This is a genomic window from Mesorhizobium sp. LSHC412B00 (assembly GCF_000503035.1).
GTDB lineage: Bacteria > Pseudomonadota > Alphaproteobacteria > Rhizobiales > Rhizobiaceae > Mesorhizobium.
The window spans coordinates 211,492-229,125 of record NZ_AYWB01000001.1 but is presented as its reverse complement, the minus strand read 5'-3'; the positions used below and the strand labels follow the sequence as shown (position 1 = coordinate 229,125).

At 64.2% G+C, this 17,634-nt stretch carries 19 protein-coding genes; 10 read left to right on the top strand and 9 right to left on the bottom strand.

All coding sequences use genetic code 11. From position 1 onward, the window contains the following. Positions 1 to 236: 236 nt before the first annotated feature. Both X757_RS163440 and X757_RS163445 read left to right on the top strand, forming a co-directional pair. The gene (locus X757_RS163440) at positions 237 to 1,136 is read left to right on the top strand and encodes an EAL domain-containing protein (RefSeq protein ID WP_023705862.1); all 900 of its coding nucleotides are present in this window, start codon (positions 237 to 239) and stop codon (positions 1,134 to 1,136) included. Continuing rightward, positions 1,133 to 1,993 carry an EAL domain-containing protein gene (locus X757_RS163445; protein ID WP_023689726.1) on the top strand — a complete coding sequence of 287 codons (861 nt, stop codon included), beginning with the start codon at positions 1,133 to 1,135 and terminating at the stop codon, positions 1,991 to 1,993. Before X757_RS163440 ends, X757_RS163445 begins: the two co-directional genes overlap by 4 nt. Positions 1,994 to 2,093: 100 nt before the next feature. On the opposite strand, the gene X757_RS163450 is transcribed toward X757_RS163445, so the two are convergent. Together X757_RS163450 and X757_RS163455 are read right to left on the bottom strand one after the other, a co-directional pair. Continuing rightward, on the bottom strand, positions 2,094 to 2,294 hold the full coding sequence (locus X757_RS163450) for a hypothetical protein (RefSeq protein ID WP_023689727.1): 201 nt from the start codon (positions 2,292 to 2,294) through the stop codon (positions 2,094 to 2,096). A 230-nt stretch (positions 2,295 to 2,524) separates the two neighbouring features. Further along, positions 2,525 to 2,737 (bottom strand): cold-shock protein, encoded by a 213-nt coding sequence (locus X757_RS163455; protein ID WP_015316174.1) that lies wholly within the window; start codon positions 2,735 to 2,737, stop codon positions 2,525 to 2,527. A 298-nt stretch (positions 2,738 to 3,035) separates the two neighbouring features. Here X757_RS163455 and X757_RS163460 point away from each other — a divergent pair, with 298 nt between their 5' ends. Further along, positions 3,036 to 3,362, top strand: a complete 327-nt coding sequence (locus tag X757_RS163460; protein ID WP_023724920.1) for a hypothetical protein — start codon at positions 3,036 to 3,038, stop codon at positions 3,360 to 3,362. A 19-nt stretch (positions 3,363 to 3,381) separates the two neighbouring features. On the opposite strand, the gene X757_RS163465 is transcribed toward X757_RS163460, so the two are convergent. Further along, positions 3,382 to 3,963 carry a methylated-DNA--[protein]-cysteine S-methyltransferase gene (locus X757_RS163465; RefSeq protein ID WP_023671959.1) on the bottom strand — a complete coding sequence of 194 codons (582 nt, stop codon included), beginning with the start codon at positions 3,961 to 3,963 and terminating at the stop codon, positions 3,382 to 3,384. 177 nt (positions 3,964 to 4,140) lie between these two features. Between X757_RS163465 and X757_RS163470 the strand changes: the two genes are divergently transcribed. Together X757_RS163470 and X757_RS163475 are read left to right on the top strand one after the other, a co-directional pair. Beyond that, positions 4,141 to 5,070 (top strand): lytic transglycosylase domain-containing protein, encoded by a 930-nt coding sequence (locus tag X757_RS163470; protein ID WP_023724919.1) that lies wholly within the window; start codon positions 4,141 to 4,143, stop codon positions 5,068 to 5,070. Positions 5,071 to 5,075: 5 nt separating this feature from the next. Then, positions 5,076 to 5,564: a GNAT family N-acetyltransferase gene (locus tag X757_RS163475; RefSeq protein ID WP_023724918.1), complete on the top strand. Its 489-nt coding sequence runs from the start codon at positions 5,076 to 5,078 to the stop codon at positions 5,562 to 5,564. A 287-nt stretch (positions 5,565 to 5,851) separates the two neighbouring features. Here X757_RS163475 and X757_RS163480 read toward each other — a convergent pair whose 3' ends face one another. Beyond that, positions 5,852 to 6,190: a hypothetical protein gene (locus tag X757_RS163480; protein ID WP_023724917.1), complete on the bottom strand. Its 339-nt coding sequence runs from the start codon at positions 6,188 to 6,190 to the stop codon at positions 5,852 to 5,854. Between the two features lie 325 nt (positions 6,191 to 6,515). Between X757_RS163480 and X757_RS163485 the strand changes: the two genes are divergently transcribed. The 3 genes from X757_RS163485 to X757_RS163495 all read left to right on the top strand — a co-directional run bounded on the left by X757_RS163485 (position 6,516) and on the right by X757_RS163495 (position 8,462). Beyond that, complete coding sequence (locus tag X757_RS163485; RefSeq protein WP_023672417.1) at positions 6,516 to 7,067, top strand: DUF4142 domain-containing protein; 552 nt, start codon at positions 6,516 to 6,518, stop codon at positions 7,065 to 7,067. Positions 7,068 to 7,366: 299 nt separating this feature from the next. Then, entirely contained in the window at positions 7,367 to 7,831 is a 465-nt protein-coding gene (locus X757_RS163490; RefSeq protein ID WP_023724916.1) for a cupin domain-containing protein, read from the top strand. 238 nt (positions 7,832 to 8,069) lie between these two features. Further along, positions 8,070 to 8,462 carry a Rid family hydrolase gene (locus X757_RS163495; RefSeq protein ID WP_023672419.1) on the top strand — a complete coding sequence of 131 codons (393 nt, stop codon included), beginning with the start codon at positions 8,070 to 8,072 and terminating at the stop codon, positions 8,460 to 8,462. Between the two features lie 332 nt (positions 8,463 to 8,794). Here X757_RS163495 and carB read toward each other — a convergent pair whose 3' ends face one another. The 3 genes from carB to X757_RS163510 all read right to left on the bottom strand — a co-directional run bounded on the left by carB (position 8,795) and on the right by X757_RS163510 (position 14,596). Next, positions 8,795 to 12,298 carry a carbamoyl-phosphate synthase large subunit gene (gene carB, locus X757_RS163500; protein WP_023724915.1) on the bottom strand — a complete coding sequence of 1,168 codons (3,504 nt, stop codon included), beginning with the start codon at positions 12,296 to 12,298 and terminating at the stop codon, positions 8,795 to 8,797. Between the two features lie 220 nt (positions 12,299 to 12,518). Next, complete coding sequence (locus tag X757_RS163505; RefSeq protein ID WP_245275012.1) at positions 12,519 to 13,571, bottom strand: SH3 domain-containing protein; 1,053 nt, start codon at positions 13,569 to 13,571, stop codon at positions 12,519 to 12,521. Between the two features lie 248 nt (positions 13,572 to 13,819). Next, entirely contained in the window at positions 13,820 to 14,596 is a 777-nt protein-coding gene (locus X757_RS163510; RefSeq protein WP_023724913.1) for a metallophosphoesterase, read from the bottom strand. Positions 14,597 to 14,775: 179 nt separating this feature from the next. Between X757_RS163510 and X757_RS163515 the strand changes: the two genes are divergently transcribed. Continuing rightward, positions 14,776 to 15,246, top strand: a complete 471-nt coding sequence (locus tag X757_RS163515) for a nucleoside deaminase (protein WP_023724912.1) — start codon at positions 14,776 to 14,778, stop codon at positions 15,244 to 15,246. Positions 15,247 to 15,269: 23 nt separating this feature from the next. On the opposite strand, the gene X757_RS163520 is transcribed toward X757_RS163515, so the two are convergent. Further along, positions 15,270 to 15,626 (bottom strand): helix-turn-helix transcriptional regulator, encoded by a 357-nt coding sequence (locus X757_RS163520; protein ID WP_023683780.1) that lies wholly within the window; start codon positions 15,624 to 15,626, stop codon positions 15,270 to 15,272. A 199-nt stretch (positions 15,627 to 15,825) separates the two neighbouring features. Between X757_RS163520 and X757_RS163525 the strand changes: the two genes are divergently transcribed. Beyond that, positions 15,826 to 17,004, top strand: coding sequence for an MFS transporter (locus tag X757_RS163525; protein WP_023724911.1), 1,179 nt, complete (start codon positions 15,826 to 15,828; stop codon positions 17,002 to 17,004). Between the two features lie 29 nt (positions 17,005 to 17,033). On the opposite strand, the gene X757_RS163530 is transcribed toward X757_RS163525, so the two are convergent. Further along, the gene (locus X757_RS163530; protein WP_023683783.1) at positions 17,034 to 17,498 is read right to left on the bottom strand and encodes a MarR family winged helix-turn-helix transcriptional regulator; all 465 of its coding nucleotides are present in this window, start codon (positions 17,496 to 17,498) and stop codon (positions 17,034 to 17,036) included. Between the last annotated feature and the right edge of the window lie 136 nt (positions 17,499 to 17,634).

Here is a 17,634-nt window from a genome sequence, read left to right as displayed (position 1 = left end):
GCTGCGGCGCCTCTCATGTCGCATCGACCCGGCAAGTGCAAGCATTGTCGGATGAGCCAGGGTCAAGGACCCGTGGAGATCGGCTTTTTGGAGCGCGTGCATGACGGTTTCACTCTGCGTTGCGGGCTCTGCAATCGACGCCTATCCCCCGGCAAGACTAAATTCATCAACGGCCGCTAAAACCTTTGACGGCAGGATCGCCAGCCATTTCGCCTGTCTCGCGGAGCGAGGAACCCTTGTCGCGCAGTACCGGGCTTGCCCACATCATCCGTCACGATGACGGCACCGCTTCAGGTGTCTGGGGTCCGTACACGCTGCAGAGCGCCTTTCAGCCGATCTTCGCCTTCAAGGAGGGCAAGCTCTCGATCGCAGCATTCGAGGGGCTGATCCGGCCGTTTCGTGTCGGCGAGCCGCAATCGCCGATGAACTTCTTCCGCACCTGTCCGGCCGGCGACCGCCTGCACATCGAGGCGCTGACGCGCACGCTGCATTTGCTCAACGCCGGCGCCTGCCTGCCGCAAGAGGCTTCGATCTTCGTCAATTTCGATCCGTCGGTGTTTACCGAGCGCTCCATCGCCGACAACGCGTTGCGCGACATGCGGCTGGTGCTGCACGAAGCCGGGATCGATCCGCGCCGCATCGTGTGCGAGGTGACCGAGCAGAAGTCGGCGTCGCAGGAAACGCTCTACAGCTTTGTCGAGGCGCTGCGGGCCAATGGCTTTCGCATCGCCGTCGACGATTACGGCGCCGATGAATCCGACATCAACCGCATCAAGGAGCTCAAGCCCGACATCGTCAAATTCGATGCGCACTGGATCACGCAGCTCATGGAATCGGGCGCCGGCTTTGCCCTGCTGACTGCCATGGTGACGAACTTCGAACTACAGGGCATCCGGACGGTGTTCGAAGGCATCGAGGAAGGCTGGCAGCTTGAATTGGCCGAGAAATCCGGCGCATCGATGGTGCAGGGCTTCGTGCTGGCAAAGCCGGAACTGGCGCCGACCAGCTTTCGCGCTTTCGGCAAGGATGGGCAGCCGTCTGTCGCGGCGGCCGAGCCTGGCAAGACGCCTGCCGGCCCGACTGCAGCGCCTCCGGCGCGGCCGGGCAGGGTGTTCGGGCGCAGGACCGGGCCATGACCGGGCAGCGCGAGAGGCGTCGCGATATCGGCGAAGCGATCTTTGCCGACGAGGTCGGCATCGAATACGGCGTCTATGGCGCGTTCCGGCTGAAGAGCGCCTACCAGCCGATCTTTGCGCCACGCGGTGGCGCGTTGGCCGCGGTTGCCGTCGAGGCGCTGATCGAACCGCAGCGCGCTTCCATGCCGGTTGCACCGGCCATGTTCTTCGACAGTGTTGCGCCGGGCGACCGCCTGTTTGTCGAGACGATGTGCCGGATGCTGCATCTGAAAAACTTCCGCAACATCGGCGTCGACGGGCTCGACCTGTTCTTCAATTACAACCCGATGATCAACGATCATCTCGGGCGGGCGCTGGCCGAGATCCGGCTGATGACGCGGCATCTCGGCGATCTCGACCTGCATGCCGCCATGCTGGTCTGCGAGATCACCGAACAGGCGGCCGACGATAATGTGCTGGCCCCGCTGGTGCGCGAGATGCGGCGCCACGGCATCCGCATCGCCATCGACGATTTCGGCACCGGCCACTCGACCGCGGAGCGGATGAGCCTGCTTCAACCGGATATTGTGAAGATCGACGGCGGCTGGTTCGCCGAATTCTGCCGCCACGCTGCCGCCGAGCGCTTCTTCCGGCCGCTCGTCTCGTCGCTGCACGATCGCGGCGCCAAGGTGCTGGTCGAAGGCATCGAGCAATCCGTGCATCTGCGCGTCGCGCTGGATGGCGGCGTCGACCTGCTACAGGGGTTCCATCTCGGCCGCCCGGCGCTGGCCGGCACGATCTTCAACCGGGAGCCGCTGTCGATCGAGGCGCTGCTTGGCGCCGACAACAAGGTGGTGCCGCTGCATCTGCGGCGCTGATTTGTACTCGCGCTTGCCGCCGCTTCGCGGCTCGTTCCGGACGGGACGCCAACGGGCGCGATGCCCGGTTGGGCTTGCGGCCTTCGGCCGTAGCGCGCATTCAAAGAGGGCGAACTCGGCCCGCGTGAAGTTCAGCCAAAGCCTGCTCGGCAAACTTATCCAGCCGGCCAGCCTTGGCGTCCGCCTCGATCTGCATCTCCCACACCTCTGCCCGATACGCTGCGAACCATTTGGTAAAGGCCTTTAGTTCTTTGGTGTTCAGGGCTGCGATGGATCTTTCAATCTGTTCGAGCTTGGTCATGGGGCGAAACTAGCATGGCCATCGTCCAATTCCAGACAAACAAAAAGGCGGGATAAATCCCGCCTTCCCATTTTCGGTAGCCTGATCGGAGCTTTAAGTCCGGGCCGGCAGCTATCTGCTGATCCAGCTTGTCGGGTCTTTCCGCTCCAGCGCGCTTCTCGCGCGACCGTCAGTACATCCGTGACTTGCCGCGCGCCCCGAACTCTCGTCCGGCGCGCGCTATCGCAAAATCAGGCTGCCTTGCTCAGAGAACCAGCGGACGACTTGCCTGTGCGGCGGTCCTGCTCGATCTCGAAGTTGATTTTCTGGCCTTCGACCAGGGTCGACAGTCCAGCGCGCTCGACAGCGGAGATGTGAACGAAAACGTCCGCACCGCCCGAATCAGGCTGAATGAAGCCGAAGCCCTTGGTGGCATTGAACCACTTGACCGTACCAGTTGCCATATGAATAGTCCTCGCATTTGCTTTGGTTTGACCGAACCGAGGTTCAGCCGGTTTGTATCGAGATTTTGGAGATAGACGTCAGCAAACGCGAAGATCGCGAGGCCCGGATCGATCGGCCGAAATATCAATGGAGCTGATATAGGCGGGTTTCGCACCAAAAACAAGATGGCTCGAAAAATGGCGTTGCGGTGGCGCCGCCCAAAGGCCGCCCCAATCGCATGAAAGCGTCGAGCAATCGGGAAGATCGGGACGCCCGACGGCGTTTGTCCGGTTTTGGGAGACTGTCATGAAAACCGTTGTGAAAACCATTCTGCTTGCCGCCTGCCTGACGCTGGCGGCCGCCGAGGCGCAGGCGATCTCGCGCTACGACCCCACTCGTATGAGCTGCGACAGGGTGCAAGGCACGATCGCCCGCCAGGGCGCGGTCATCCTGCGCTATCAGTCCAGGCGCGTGCCGGGGCTGCCGCTCTTCGACCGCTATGTGCAGAGCCAGCAATTCTGCAATATCGGCGAGGTCAGGAAGCGCGCCTATGTACCGAGCGCCGATACCGAGTCCTGCCCGGTCTATCTCTGCAAGCGGATCGAGAACGACCATTTTCACCGCCGCTTCCTGCGCCGTCATTAGGGCGTTCGGGCTCTGATTTTCAGAACCCGAACGAGACCTGCGCCGCCGGCGGCGGGCCGACGCGCACGCCTTCCATGGCCAGCATCTTTTCCTTGGTGGCCGAGCCGCCGGGCGCCGAGAAGCCGCCGATCTTGCCGCCCGCGGCTAGTATCCGATGGCAGGGGATGACCAGCGGCACCGGGTTGGCGCCCAGCGCTGCCCCGGTTTCGCGCGGCAGGCCGGCTTGGCCGGCGCGCTTGGCCAGTTCGCCATAGGTGGTGGTTTCGCCGTAATGCAGTTTCCGCGCCGCGTCGTAGATGGCGAGACGGAAGTCGTCGACGCCGTCGAGATCGACCGGCACGCCGGAGAAATCGACGTCCTCGCCTGACGCATACGCCTTGATCGAGGCGATCAGCTCGACCACCCATTGCGGCTGCCCAATGTTCGCAGTCGTATTGGCGGCAACACCGGCATGCCGCATCAGCCGGCGCTCCACTGCTTCGCGGCTCCTTTCGGGCAGGCAGAGCCGGATCAGGCCCTTTTCGCTCCAGGCGATGCCCATGAAGCCGATCACTGTTTCTAACACTGCGTGGCCGGCTGTGATCGAAGATGCCGTTTCCATGATGCGCTCCTTTCCGCAAAGCGGCGAAAACCGGGATACCGACCGGTACATATGCAGAACAATATGGCATCTGAGCCCGGCTCTCGCCACCCGAAAACCACCAGATGGTCCCGATTGCCCGCCAGGAATCGCTGGTGTAAGGACTTCTTAACAACCGACAAATCGGACCCGCGCGGCTTGCCAGCAAAATTCAACCTTTTCGCGATCTCTGTGATCGTCGGCGCAGCTGCCCTCAGCGGCTGCCAATCGACCTCGCAGATGAAGGCCACGCCTGCGCTGACCGAAACCGCGACCGCTGCCGGCAGCGATGCCGGCTTTACCGTGCCGCTGCCCGATACGGTTTCGGTGCTGCCGCAATCCTCGGGCATAACACCCGTTCAGTCGGCCGAAGCGACGCCGGGCACGCCAGCGCTCGATGCCGCTGCGCAGCCGGTTGCCGCGACCGCGGCCTTTGCCGGCGCGACGCCCACGGCCCCGGCCGTGCCTGCGGTGATGGCCGCCAATGCTTGGCAGGCGCCTGCGCCCGCCAAGGCCGGACAGCCGGTCGCGGCGCAATATACGACCGCCAGCCTTGTCATGCCGGCGACCGCCAAGGGCGGCCAGAACGCCATGCCCGGCGTGCAGCAGGTAGCCTATGTCGTGCCGCAGAACCCTGCTTTCCTGGGCCAGTTCCCCGCCGCGCCCCTCGGTCTCCCGGAAGAAGAGCATGCGACCGGCATGCGCGGCGACGTCGACCGGCTGATCCAGAAATACGCTGCTCTCTACGAGGTGCCGGTCGATCTGGTGCGCCACGTCGTCAACCGCGAAAGCACCTACAATCCCAAGGCTTACAATAACGGCCATTGGGGGCTGATGCAGATCAAGCACGCGACGGCGCGCGGCATGGGCTATGACGGGCCGGCCAAGGGCTTGTTCGACGCCGAAACCAATCTGAAATACGCGGTCAAATATCTGCGTGGCGCCTGGCTGGTGGCGGGTGGCAACGCCAAGAAGGCCGATTGGCTCTACCAGACCGGCTATTATTTCGACGCCAAGCGCAAAGGCCTGCTCGAGGCCACCGGCCTCGGTGTCGACCGCAAGCGCCGCCGGCTGCAGCCCGACGCCTGAGCGCGATGCCTGAACCGCGCCCGCCGGCTCCAAACGACATCCGGCTGCGCAAAATCCTCGACGAGACGCTCGTTGCACCGCACTGGCCGGCCGGCTTTACCATGCGCTGCTTCGAACATGGTGACGCGCAGCCCTTGCATGCGCTTTTGACCGAGGTGTTCGACGACGGCACCGACGGCCCGTTCGACGAATGGTGGCCGCGCATATCCAGCGATGCCGAATTCGACCCGGCGCTGTGTTTCCTGGTCATCGACGCCAAGGGACGGCTGGCGGCGGCAGCGCTGTGCTGGACCAGGGCCTTCGTCAAGGACCTCGCGGTCCATCCCGAAGCGCGCGGCAAAGGCATTGGCGAAGCGCTGATGTGGCAGGCTTTCAACGCCTTTCGCGATCGAGGCGCGGCCCATGTCGACCTCAAGACCAACACGGTCGAGAACGCCGCCGCGCTCAGGCTCTACGAGCGGCTGGGAATGGTGCCTGTCGCCTGGGAAGGGTAAGGGCTTTTTTCTTGCCGCAATTCCCTGGGGAAAACGCTACGCGCTTTTCCCAGGAAAACCGGTTCCCACTTTTCCTGGAATTGCTCGAGCGCTGTTGAAATCCTTCGGATTGTGAACTGCTTCACATAGGCCGCCGCAACCGGATGCTACCTCACCATCCATGCCTTTCGACCGATGGCGGATCGACGACTGGCAGATGTGGAGGGGCTGCACCGGCATGTGTTCAGCCACTCCTTGGCGGGTCCCAGGCGGGGGTTTGGGGCCCGCCAGTCGTTTTACGGCAGCCCTCAGATATCGGGCGCATTGCCGATCTTCTTTTTGAGCTCAAGCGCCCAGGCGCGGCCCTCGTCGCCGCCCCACAGCAGCCAGGCGATATGGCCGGCCGATGGATTGTCTTCATTGCCGTAATTCTTGCCGCGCTTGTCGACCTCGTGGCGGGCGAAGTAGCTGACCATGCGGCGGATAGTGGATGGCGCCAGCTTTTGGCGGTTCTTGAGTTCCGTCGCCCGCGCCACGCCGATCTCGGTGCCGCCCCGGCCGAATTCTCTTCGCAGCCTCAACCCCTTGGCGGCATTGTCGGCCACCACTTGCGGGCAGCGCAGATCGATCTCTTCATCCTCTTGCATGTGTCTCCCCAGCTCCGGAAATCTAACCTGCAGACGCAATACAGGGAAGTGCAACCGGCTCCCAATGCAGCGCCGTCCATTAGGATCAGCGCGCCATCGGCATCTGCGAGATCCTGTGGAACCTTATGGATTTCACGCCTGAGGGTCGGCCGAACTGGAACGAACAGCTGCAATATGGCGAGGCGTGCTGTCCTGAGGTTTGTCCGCCAGGGGCTCGGGACGGCTCTTCGGCAGATGGTCGCTGACGAATAGTTCTCCGGACGCAACCCTGCCGCCAATGCCGCGTTTGATTAGCCGAGGGAAATTTTCAAATCGGAGACCTCAGATGAAAACGCTTCTCACCATTGCCGCCGTCGCCTTGTTCGCCGGTGCCCCTGCCGCCTTTGCGGCCAACTCGACTGCGGTCGCGCCTGCCATGGCCGCCAGCAAGGTCGATACCCCAACCTTCGTCAAGACGGTGCCTAGCTCCAACGAATTCGAAATCCAGTCGAGCAAGCTCGCCGAGGAGAAATCCAAGGCGGCTGACGTCAGGAAATTCGCCAAGCAGATGGTCAAGGACCACACCAAAGCCGGCAAGGAGTTCAAGGCGGCGCTGAGCCAGGGCCAGACCACCGGTTCGACCAAAGCCGCGGGACCGGCCCTGCAGCCGAAGGAGCAGGCAATGCTCGACGAGTTGAAGAGCGCAAGCGGCAAGGATTTTGACGCCAAGTACATCCAGATGCAGACGGACGCGCACAAGGAGGCAGTTGCCCTTTTCAGCAGCTATGCCAACTCGGGCGACGACCCGGCGATGAAGGAATTCGCCAAGAAGACGCTGCCGACGCTGCAGATGCACGAGAAGCACGTGAAGGAACTCGCGGCGGCGCATCAGGGTTGAGGGCTGGTGACTGGCCAGCAATAGCATTCTACGGCGCCCCCTCTGTCCTGCCAGAAATCTCCCCCACGAGTGGGGAGATCAGCAGCGTCGGCGCCGTGCTTTTCTTGCGACGGTGAAAATTGGCGAAGGCTGAGGCGACAGCCAATCTCCCTCCTTGTGGGGAGATGTCCGGCAGGACAGAGGGGGCGCCGTAGAGTGCGACGGCCGATGCCTGCCGTTGGCAAGGCATTGCGGCAAAGTGGCTCTGTGGCTGCGCCGGCAGTGACATACACTGCCGCCACCAATTCAATGGAGCTCCCATGCCCAAGCTCGACCTGTCCACCGTGCCTGTCCGCAAGGGCTCCGGCTACCCCGCACCCTTCGACGCCCCTTGCGCCGAGCGCACACGCCACCGCCTCGGCGATGCCGGCGGCCTCACCGATTTCGGCGTCAACCTGATGACATTGCCATCAGGCGGCTGGTCCAGCCAGCGCCACTGGCACAGCCATGAGGACGAGCTTGTTTATGTGCTGGAAGGGGAACTGGTGCTGGTCGAGGATGGCGGCGAGACCCTGCTCAAGGCCGGCGACTGCGCGACCTTTGCCAAGAACAGCGGCAACGGCCACCACATGATCAACCGCTCGTCCACAACGGCGCGCTATCTCGAAGTCGGCTCGCGCAATCCGGATGATCTCATCACTTGCTCCGACATCGACATGATGAGCCCGAGTTCGGATGGCAGGTTCCTGCACAAGGACGGCATGCCCTATCCGGGGCAGGGGTGAGGGCTGGACCATGGTTCGGCGCTGGCGTTCGCTGGGCGGGGGGATAAGCTCCTCACGATTAAAGGTGGCGCAGGCCCCCTCATCCGACCGCTTCGCGGCCACCTTCTCCCCGCTGGGGAGAAGAGGGAAGCGCTGGCGCTGACCGGCTCCTCTCCCCTCGGGGAGAGGTCAGCCGAGCGAAGCGGAGGCTGGGTGAGGGGGCCTTGGCGCCAGCTTGGCAAACAAGGGGAAGATCACAGTGAAAAAAGAAGTCATCGAAGTGCCCGTCATGTCGGCCAAGGTGCGGGCGCTCGGGCTGCCTTGCTCGACGGCAGTAAGGGCCAATGGCTTCGTGTTCATCTCGGCGACGCCGCCGGTGGACATGGTGACCGGCGAGATGGTGCGCGGCGACATCGAAACCCAGACCGAGGCGTCGCTGAAGGCGCTGAAACACTGTCTGGAAGCGGCGGGAACCTCGCTCGACAACGTGGTGATGGTGCGCATCTACGCCGTCAATTCCGGCTTCTACAACGCCATCAACCGGGTCTATGCTAGGTATTTCAGCGTCAACCCGCCGGCGCGGAGTTTCGTGCCGGTGGCGTCATGGCCGATGGAGTTCGACATCGAGATCGAGTGTGTGGCAGTGGGGTGAGTTTTCCTCCTCCCTTGTGAGGGAAGCTGGATCGGCGCATCGTCAGCCTTTGCCTTCCGCCGCCCTCATCAAGCCAACTGGGGTCGCTGTACAGAAATCGGTCCCAAATTTTGTAGGTGTTATTGAATCACTTAAGCAAATTCACCAGCCTACATTTTTGGAGTTTTCTAAGCAGGTTGAAATTGTAGGTTGATCTGGAGAATCAGGTGTTGCCAGGCGCCGATGGACGCGTGGGCTGGGCGCAAGGTTTCCACAGAGGCGCGATGTTTGCTGGACCTGTGCCGTCCTTCGGCCACCTTTTGTCTCCTCACAGTGAGAGATAGGCATATCGCCTACGCAAAATACTCCTGCAGTGGCCTCACCTCCAGGCTCCCCGCCTTCAGCGCCGCAATCGCCTCAGCCACAGCCGCCGCCCCCGACAGCGTCGTATAGTACGGCACCTTCTGCATCAGCGTTGCCCGCCGCAGTGACTTCGAGTCCGACACCGCCTTCTGGCCATCCGTGGTGTTGAACACGATCTGGACCTGGCGGTTGCGGATGGCGTCTTCGATGTGGGGGCGGCCCTCCAGCACCTTGTTGATCTTCTGGGCGTCGACGCCGTTTTCGGCGAGGAAGCGGGCGGTGCCGGATGTCGCCAGCACCTTGAAGCCCTGGCCGGCCAGACGCTTGACCGCCGGCAGGATGCCGGCCTTGTCCTCGTCGCGCACGGAGACGAACAGCGTGCCGGAGCGCGGCAGGTCGACGCCGGCCCCTAACTGGCTCTTGGCGAAGGCGAGCGCAAAGTCGCGGTCGAGGCCCATGACCTCGCCGGTCGAGCGCATTTCCGGGCCGAGCAATATGTCGACGCCGGGGAAACGGGCGAAGGGGAAGACGGCTTCCTTGACCGCAATGTGGCCGGGGTTTCTCGGGTCGGGCATCGCGCCGTAATGGGCGAAGGCGTCTTCCAGCTTCTCGCCGGCCATGATGCGTGCGGCGATTTTCGCAATCGGACGCCCGATGGTCTTGGCGACGAAGGGCACGGTGCGCGATGCCCGCGGATTGACCTCCAGCACATAGACCGTGCCGTCCTTGATCGCATACTGCACGTTCATCAACCCGCCGACATTGAGCGCGCGGGCAAGCGCCGCCGTCTGTCGCTCCAGCTCGTCGACCAGATCGGAAGGCAGCGAATGCACCGGCAGCGAACAAGCGCTGTCGCCGGAGTGGATGCCGGCCTCTTCGATGTGTTCGAGAATGCCTGAGACGAAGGTCGACGTGCCGTCGCAGAGGCAGTCGACATCGACCTCGATGGCGCCGGAGAGATAGGTGTCGAACAGCAGCGGGTTCTTGCCCAAGAGCGTGTTGATCTGGCCGGTCTTGTCGTTGGGGTATTTCTGCTTGATGTCCTCCGGCACAAGGCCGGGCACGGTGTCGAGCAGGTAACTCTGCAGCATGCCCTCGTCATGGATGATCTGCATGGCGCGGCCACCGAGCACATAGGACGGGCGCACCACCAAGGGGAAACCGAGTTCGCCGGCGACCAGGCGCGCCTGCTCGACCGAATAGGCGATGCCGTTCTTCGGCTGGCTGAGGTTCAGCTTGTGCAGCAGCTTCTGGAAGCGGTCGCGGTCCTCGGCGAGATCGATCATGTCGGGGGAGGTGCCGAGGATCGGGATGCCGGCCTTCTCCAGCGCATCGGCCAGCTTCAGCGGCGTCTGGCCGCCGAACTGGACGATGACGCCGACCAGTTCGCCCGACGCCTGTTCGGCGCGCAGGATCTCCAGCACGTCTTCCGCCGTCAGCGGTTCGAAGTAGAGCCTATCGGAAGTGTCGTAGTCGGTCGACACCGTCTCTGGGTTGCAGTTGATCATGATCGCTTCATAGCCGGCGTCGCGCAGCGCGAAGGCGGCATGGCAGCAGCAATAGTCGAACTCGATGCCCTGGCCGATGCGGTTCGGACCGCCGCCGAGGATGACGACTTTTTTCCGCGATGACACTTGCGCTTCATTGGCCAGCGCGCCGGCGAACGGCACTTCATAGGTCGAGTACATGTAGGCGGTGGGCGAGGCGAACTCGGCGGCGCACGTGTCGATGCGCTTATAGACCGGATGAACGTCGAGCTTTTCGCGAATCTTCGCAATCACTTCGGCGTCGGTCTTCGTCAGCGACGCGAGGCGGGCATCGGAGAAGCCCATCGCCTTCAGCATGCGCAGATTGACGGCGTCTTGCGGAATGCCGTGCTCGCGGATGCGGGCTTCCATGGAAACGATGCCGGCGATCTGTTCGAGGAACCACGGGTCGATCTTGCACATGGCGTGCACGTCTTCGAGCGAGGTGCCCATGCGGATCGCCTGCGCCACCATGCGCAGCCGGTCGGGCGTCGGCGTGCCGAGCGCGGCGCGAATGGCGTTGCGGTCGTCGGCGTGGTTGGCAGCTACGGCGCCGTGGCCGAGGCCGGGGATCTCGATCTCGTCGAGGCCGGTCAGGCCGGTCTCCAGGCCACGCAAAGCCTTCTGCAGCGATTCCTGGAAGGTGCGGCCGATGGCCATGACTTCGCCGACAGACTTCATGGCGGTGGTCAGCACCGGCTCGGCGCCGGGGAATTTCTCGAAGGCAAAGCGCGGGATTTTTGTGACGACGTAATCGATGCTTGGCTCGAAGGAGGCGGGCGTGGCGCCGCCGGTGATGTCGTTCTCCAGCTCGTCCAGCGTGTAGCCGACAGCGAGCTTGGCCGCGATCTTGGCGATGGGGAAGCCGGTCGCCTTCGAAGCCAAAGCGGAGCTGCGCGAGACGCGCGGGTTCATCTCGATGACGACGAGGCGGCCATCGGCCGGGTTGACGGCGAACTGCACGTTGGAGCCGCCGGTCTCGACGCCGATCTCGCGCAGCACCGCGAGCGAGGCGTTGCGCATCATCTGGTATTCCTTGTCGGTCAGCGTCAGGGCAGGGGCGACGGTGATCGAGTCACCGGTGTGTACGCCCATCGGGTCGATGTTCTCGATCGAGCAGACGATGATGCAATTGTCCGCCTTGTCGCGGACGACCTCCATCTCATACTCCTTCCAGCCGAGCACGCTTTCCTCGATCAGGACTTCGGTGGTCGGCGAGGCGTCGAGGCCGGACTGGACGATGTCGTAGAATTCGGCGCGGTTGTAGGCGATGCCGCCGCCGGTGCCGCCCATGGTGAAGGACGGGCGGATGATGGCGGGCAGGCCGACATGGTCGAGCGCCTGCGCGGCGATCGCCATGCCATGGCTGATGTAGCGCTGCTTGCGGTCGCCTTCGCCGAGATTCCAGCGGGTTTCCAGCGCGTCGAGCGCGGCGTCGAGGTCGGCGGGCGCCTCGGCCTTGACGGCGGCGCGCTCGGCCTCGTGCGTCTTGCGGTCGGCATTCTTGACATCGGTGGCATTGGCCAGCATCGACTTCGGCGTTTCGAGGCCGATCTTCTTCATCGCCTCGCGAAACAGCGCCCGGTCCTCAGCCTTGTCGATCGCCGTGGCGTCGGCGCCGATCATCTCGACATTGTAGCGCTCGAGCACGCCCATGCGGCGCAGCGACAGAGCGGTGTTGAGCGCGGTCTGGCCGCCCATGGTCGGCAGCAGCGCGTCGGGCCGCTCCTTGGCGATGATCTTGGCGACGACTTCAGGCGTGATCGGCTCGATATAGGTGGCGTCGGCCAGTTCCGGGTCGGTCATGATGGTGGCCGGGTTGGAATTGACCAGGATGACGCGAAAGCCCTCTTCCTTCAGCGCCTTGCAGGCCTGTGTGCCGGAATAGTCGAACTCGCAGGCCTGGCCGATGACGATGGGGCCGGCCCCGATGATCAGGATCGACTTGATGTCGGTGCGTCTTGGCATCGTTGTGAGTTCCGTTCGGCGAGCGGCTTGCACGAAAAACCGGGACGGGAAGACCCGGCCGGTTGTGCTTGCGATTCTGGTATCAGGCTAGGAGGGCCTTATAGGGAAGAGTTTTGGGAGATGTAACCCCGAAAATGAGGCTAGGCAGTAGGGATCAGGCAGTGGGGATTAGGCAGAGCGAGGTTAAGGCGCCTATTGCCCATTCCCTACTGCCTGACACCTAATCCCCCAGCGCGAGCTGATCCGTAATCTCAAACCGCTCTGATACCCCGACGCGGATCATGTTGAGGGCGCCTTCCCTTGTGAAGCGGAACTCGCTGGGCGAATCCGAGTTGGCCGGCATCCCGGCAGAGAAGGAGATGACGCGCGTGCCGCCGTCGGGCCAGGTCACGGTGATATCGGCCTTGTCAGTGCCCTTGTGGACGATGTTGACGGCGCAGCGGGTCATCGGCTGGCCGACATAGCGCGCGCAGGGGATGTCGGCGGTGGCGCCGGGGGCGGGCGGGGGTTCCAGCCGTGCAACGGTTTGCGTAGCGGTCGCAGCTTTGGCCTGGTCTGGCCGTGGCGTCGGGGATGGTACCCCCGGCGCGGACGCTGTATCCGGCGCTGCTCCCGCAGACGCGGCGGCGGCGAGTTCCGGCGTCCCTGTGGCCTCCGTTGCCGGAGCCTCTGTGGCAGGGATTTCATCCGTCGGCGGACTTTCATTCGCTGCGAAGGCAAGGCCGTAAGCATCCTGCATGGCGGTCCTGCCGATCTCGGCGGCGGACTTCGGCGCGCCTGGATTCGTGCCGCCAAGGCGCTCCGTCAGGTCGAGTGGAGCCGGCGCGGGTGCAGCCGGGGTGGGTGGAGCCTGAGTGGGTGCAGCCGGAGCGGCAGAGGCGGCGGGTGCAGTCGTCCGGGGCGCTGCGGCCACGTCGGCCGGCTGCGTCGACATGTCGGGCGCGAGCGTCGGGCCGCCGGCTTCAGCGCTGGCGGTCACCTGGGGCGGCGCGGCGTCTACTTCGACCACGGTCGGATTGTCGGGGATAAGATAGCGCGCGGGCGCCCAGCCTTTGACCAGTGGATTGTCGATCTCCTCGACCTTGCACCAGCGGTGGCCGTCCACTTCGTTGCAGCCGAAATTCCTGACGCTCGAGCCGATCGGCAGGCGCGCCTGGGTTCTGCCGACCGGCGACGGCGTGGCGCGGATGTTGAGGAGATCGCCTGGGCCGAGCTCGGTCACTATGGAAACGATGTCGGCAGGCGCGTCCTCGGCATTGGCCGGCAAGCTCACCAACAACGGGCCCACCACCAACGGACCCGCCAACAACCGGGCTGCCCGCAGGAGCGGAGCGCCAGTCAGTCGATGCAAAATGGTTCGGATTGTGCGCCTCATCATTTGGCCGTGCGCCGATTACCCTTGCGGCAGCAGTCCTGCCGTATGCCAAGGCGGTTTTATAAGGGACGATACGCGGCCATGTAAGTCTGAAAATGCGTCCGATGTTTGGTGCCGCGAGGCGGAAGCAGGGCGCAGCCGTGCGGTCAAGCGGAGCCTTGCCAAGAGGGTTTGGGCATGAAGCCGGTCCTCAGCGCATGCGCCCATTCCGGTCGGCCCGCCTGTGCGGCCTGTCTCGCCGCCGCTTCGTGGTCGTAGTCGACGGCGACGGTCTCGAAACGGTCTGGACCATCGCCATCCAAGGTGAGGATGCCGTAGCGCGCATGCGGGCTGCCTTGCTCCGAAACATGCGCCGGGGGCGTGTCATCTTCATAGGCGGGGGCGCCGACGCTGCCGGGATTGAAGAGCAAGGGGCCGCCGGGGATACGGACCAGTTCCGCGCGGTGGCTGTGGCCGCACAGCACGATGCGGCAGGCCGGGTCCAGCGCCTGCAACCGCCGCTGAATAGCGGCAAGCGGCGCGCGCACCAGTTGGCCATCGACGATCGCGTCGAGCAGGTATTTCTCGTCATGGTCGGGCCGCGCATGGAAAGCGACCACGCCGGGAACAATCTCCAGCGTGAAGGGCAGGGCGAGCAGGGCTTCGCGCTGCGCTGATGTCAGCCGTTCCTGCGCATAGCGGTCTGAAGCCCACATCATATCGTCGGCCGGATCGACCGCGACCCGGCGGTCATGGTTGCCGCGCACCGTCGGCAGGTCGAGCGCTTCGAGCCGCTCGAACGTCTCGCGCGGCCAGAGCGGGCCGGAGACACAGTCGCCAAGGTTGACGGTGAGATCGGCGCCGCCGCGCCGCGCTAGATCGGCGAGCACGGCATCCAGCGCCAGCACATTGCCATGGATGTCGGCGAGAACGGCAATGCGCATGCGGCGGGCTCCTTGGTGCAGCCCGTTGAGGCTTGCGGCCCGTCTTCGTTATCAAGCCCCTGCCTTCATTATCAAGCCCTTGAGATCGTTCGAGACAGCCGGGAGCCCCGCCTATCGCGGAAGCACTCCATCTGCTAGCGTCCATGCCGTTCCGAAGTTCATCCGGGGGAAGACAGGCGATGACCCGCGACCAGATGGTTGCCCACCTTCGCGCCGCCAATGATGTCGCGCGCGAGACTGCCGCGCACGGGCACCATCCTTTCGGCTGCGTGCTCGTCGGCCCCGACGATCGCATCCTGATGCGGCAAGGCAACATCAACACCGTGCGCCACGCCGAAACCGAGCTCTCCCGGCGTGCCGCGGACGCCTATCCGCAGGAATTCCTCTGGTCCTGCACGCTGGTCACAACCGGCGAGCCCTGTGCGATGTGCACGGGAACGCTCTACTGGGCCAATATCGGCCGGCTGGTCTACGGCTTCGAGGAAACCAAGCTTCTCGCGCTGACCGGCAATCACGCAGAGAACCCGACGATGAACCTCTCGTCGCGCACAGTCCTCGGCTCCGGGCAGAAGCCGGTCGAGGTCCACGGCCCTTTCCCCGAGATGGACGAGGAACTCCTCGCCCCGCATATCGGTTTTTGGCAGCGCTAGGAGCAGCCTGACTTCGGCACCAGCTACGCCGGCATTTCGATGTCGTGGCCGCCGACGATGGGCAGAGCCGGGTCATCTCCGGCCGCCGCAATCACGCTGTCGAGCAGGCCGGGGAAGCGGGCGTCGAGGTCGGCGCGGCGCAGCGTGATCATCCGGTTGGTGCCGGCCACTTCGGCGCGGGTGACGCCGGCCTCGCGCAGTTTGGCCAGGTGATAGCTGAGATTGGTCTTGGAGCCGAGGTCGAGGAACCGGCTGCAGTTCAGCGGCACGCCTTCCTTGCTGGCGAGATAGCGCACGATGGCGAGCCGGGTCGGGTCGCCAAGCACGCCGAGCACGACCGGCAGGCTGATCTGGTCTGTATTGGGGTGCGGCAAAGTCATGGCCCGAAACTAAGCACAGTCGGTGGCGATTTCAACGCGTCGATCTTTCGCGGGCATGCACAGTCCGTTTCGCGATTGGCCCAATGGCTGTCCTGACACAGGGCTGTCAGCAGGCTTCAGCTATTTTCACCTGGCTTCATTGACATCATGTCCTGTTATGTCCAATTGTTCAATAAGTTTTGAACTAAGGACACGCCCTATGGACAAGCGCCTCTTCTGGCTTGCGCTCGGATCGTTCACGATCTCGACCGAAGGCTTCGTCATCTCCAGCCTGCTGCCTGATATCGCCACCGACGCCCGCATTTCCATTCCGCTCGCCGGCACGCTGATCACCGCCTTCGCGCTGGCTTACGCCATCGGCACGCCGATCCTGGCAACGCTGACCGGCGAATGGGACCGGCGCCGCGTCATCTTGTGGACGCTGGCGTTCTTCGTCATCGGCAATGTGGTGGCGGCGCTGAGCTCGTCCTTCGAGCTGCTGCTCATTGCCCGCATCATCATGGCGCTGTCGTCAGGCCTGTTTGCCGCGACCGCTCAAGGCACGGCGGTGGCGCTGGTCGATGACCACCACCGGGCGCGGGCCATTGCAGTCGTCGTCGGCGGAACCACGGTGGCGGTTGCGCTGGGTGCACCGCTCGGCGCGCTGGTTGCCACGATAGCCGGCTGGCGCGGGACCTTCTTTGCCATTGCCGGGCTCGGCGCGCTGGTCGGCGCCATTCTGTGGTACCGGCTGCCGCGCGGAATTGTCGGCACCAAGCTGCCGCTCAGGCGGCGGCTGGCTGCGGCGCTGCGCCCCGGCGTCATGCCGATCCTGCTGACCACCGCTCTTGCCCTGATCGGCGCCTTCTCGGTGTTTTCCTATATCGCGCCGCTGGCCATCCAGAGCGGCGGCCTCAGCCCGGTTGCGCTGCCCGGCATGCTGCTCGCCTTCGGTGTCGGCGCCGTCATCGGCAACATAGCCGGCGGCCAGGCGGCCGACCGTTTTGGTGCGACGCGCACCGTCGGCTGGTCGCTGGCGCTGAGCGCCGTCATGCTGGTGATGCTCTCGGTCATCCCGACCTTCCTGCCGCAGCATCTCGCCGGGCCGGCATTGATGGCCATGATGGTGCCGTGGGGCATGGTCGGCTGGGCATTTCCGCCGGCGCAGGCCAGCCGCATCATCAAGCTGGCGCCCGACGCCGCCCCGATCGTGCTGTCGCTCAACGCTTCGGCCCTCTATCTCGGCGTGGCGCTGGGCGCTGTGGCCGGCGGCGCCGTGCTTCGCTACGGCGTGCCGGCCGACCTCGGCCTAGTCGCCGCCATCTTCCCGCTGATCGGGCTTGGCGTGGTGCTGGCCGGCCGCTGGGCGGCCCGGCCGGTCGCCATGCCGGCGGAATAGATCTTTGCAAAGGACCGGCGGCCGTTCTTTCAGCTTGAAGGGGCGGCCGCCGGCACGTCGTAGTCCAGCGCCGCGACTTCATCCAGCATAGCGCGCAGATCTGCCGCTCGTTGCGGGCCGAACAGCGCCTCGAAGCGCTGCTGGGCAGTGCTCCACAATTGCGTCGTCTCCTCGAGCTTGGTCTGGCCTTGCGGCGTCAGCCGCACCCGCTTGACGCGGCGATCGTCCTTGTCGGCGAAGGTGTCGACATAGCCGTCGCGGATCAGCGGCTTCAGCGTGTGGCCGAGCGCCGAGAGATCCATGACCATCGCTTCGGCTATCGTGCCCATCGCCGGCTCGTTGCTGACATGGATCTGGTAGAGCAGGCCGTACTGCGTGCCCTTCAGACCCGAAGGCGAGATTACATCGTCATAGAAGCGGCCGAGCTTGCGCGCGGCGCGCCGCAGCGTGGCGTTGTTGCAAAGGCTGAATCCCGGCAGCACGGTCTTGCTCATCACGACTCCTTGCCGGCAAAACCGCTGCCGGCCTGTCGCAGAAATAGTTTCTGCCGCCTCCGTTGACAAGATGGTGGTATATGCCTACTTCCCGGAAAGTGGTATATGCTACTAATTGGAGATCAGGGCGGGACGA

Excerpts from the sequence above, each read along its gene's own strand:
- X757_RS163520 (WP_023683780.1), bottom strand. The coding sequence starts at position 15,626 with ATGACTTTGCCGCACCCCAATACAGACCAGATCAGCCTGCCGGTCGTG.
- X757_RS163445 (WP_023689726.1), top strand. The coding sequence starts at position 1,133 with ATGACCGGGCAGCGCGAGAGGCGTCGCGATATCGGCGAAGCGATCTTT.
- X757_RS163530 (WP_023683783.1), bottom strand. The coding sequence starts at position 17,498 with ATGAGCAAGACCGTGCTGCCGGGATTCAGCCTTTGCAACAACGCCACG.
- carB (WP_023724915.1), bottom strand. The coding sequence starts at position 12,298 with ATGCCAAGACGCACCGACATCAAGTCGATCCTGATCATCGGGGCCGGC.
- X757_RS163525 (WP_023724911.1), top strand. The coding sequence starts at position 15,826 with ATGGACAAGCGCCTCTTCTGGCTTGCGCTCGGATCGTTCACGATCTCG.
- X757_RS163485 (WP_023672417.1), top strand. The coding sequence starts at position 6,516 with ATGAAAACGCTTCTCACCATTGCCGCCGTCGCCTTGTTCGCCGGTGCC.
- X757_RS163490 (WP_023724916.1), top strand. The coding sequence starts at position 7,367 with ATGCCCAAGCTCGACCTGTCCACCGTGCCTGTCCGCAAGGGCTCCGGC.
- X757_RS163480 (WP_023724917.1), bottom strand. The coding sequence starts at position 6,190 with ATGCAAGAGGATGAAGAGATCGATCTGCGCTGCCCGCAAGTGGTGGCC.
- X757_RS163450 (WP_023689727.1), bottom strand. The coding sequence starts at position 2,294 with ATGACCAAGCTCGAACAGATTGAAAGATCCATCGCAGCCCTGAACACC.
- X757_RS163455 (WP_015316174.1), bottom strand. The coding sequence starts at position 2,737 with ATGGCAACTGGTACGGTCAAGTGGTTCAATGCCACCAAGGGCTTCGGC.
- X757_RS163475 (WP_023724918.1), top strand. The coding sequence starts at position 5,076 with ATGCCTGAACCGCGCCCGCCGGCTCCAAACGACATCCGGCTGCGCAAA.
- X757_RS163465 (WP_023671959.1), bottom strand. The coding sequence starts at position 3,963 with ATGGAAACGGCATCTTCGATCACAGCCGGCCACGCAGTGTTAGAAACA.
- X757_RS163515 (WP_023724912.1), top strand. The coding sequence starts at position 14,776 with ATGACCCGCGACCAGATGGTTGCCCACCTTCGCGCCGCCAATGATGTC.
- X757_RS163510 (WP_023724913.1), bottom strand. The coding sequence starts at position 14,596 with ATGCGCATTGCCGTTCTCGCCGACATCCATGGCAATGTGCTGGCGCTG.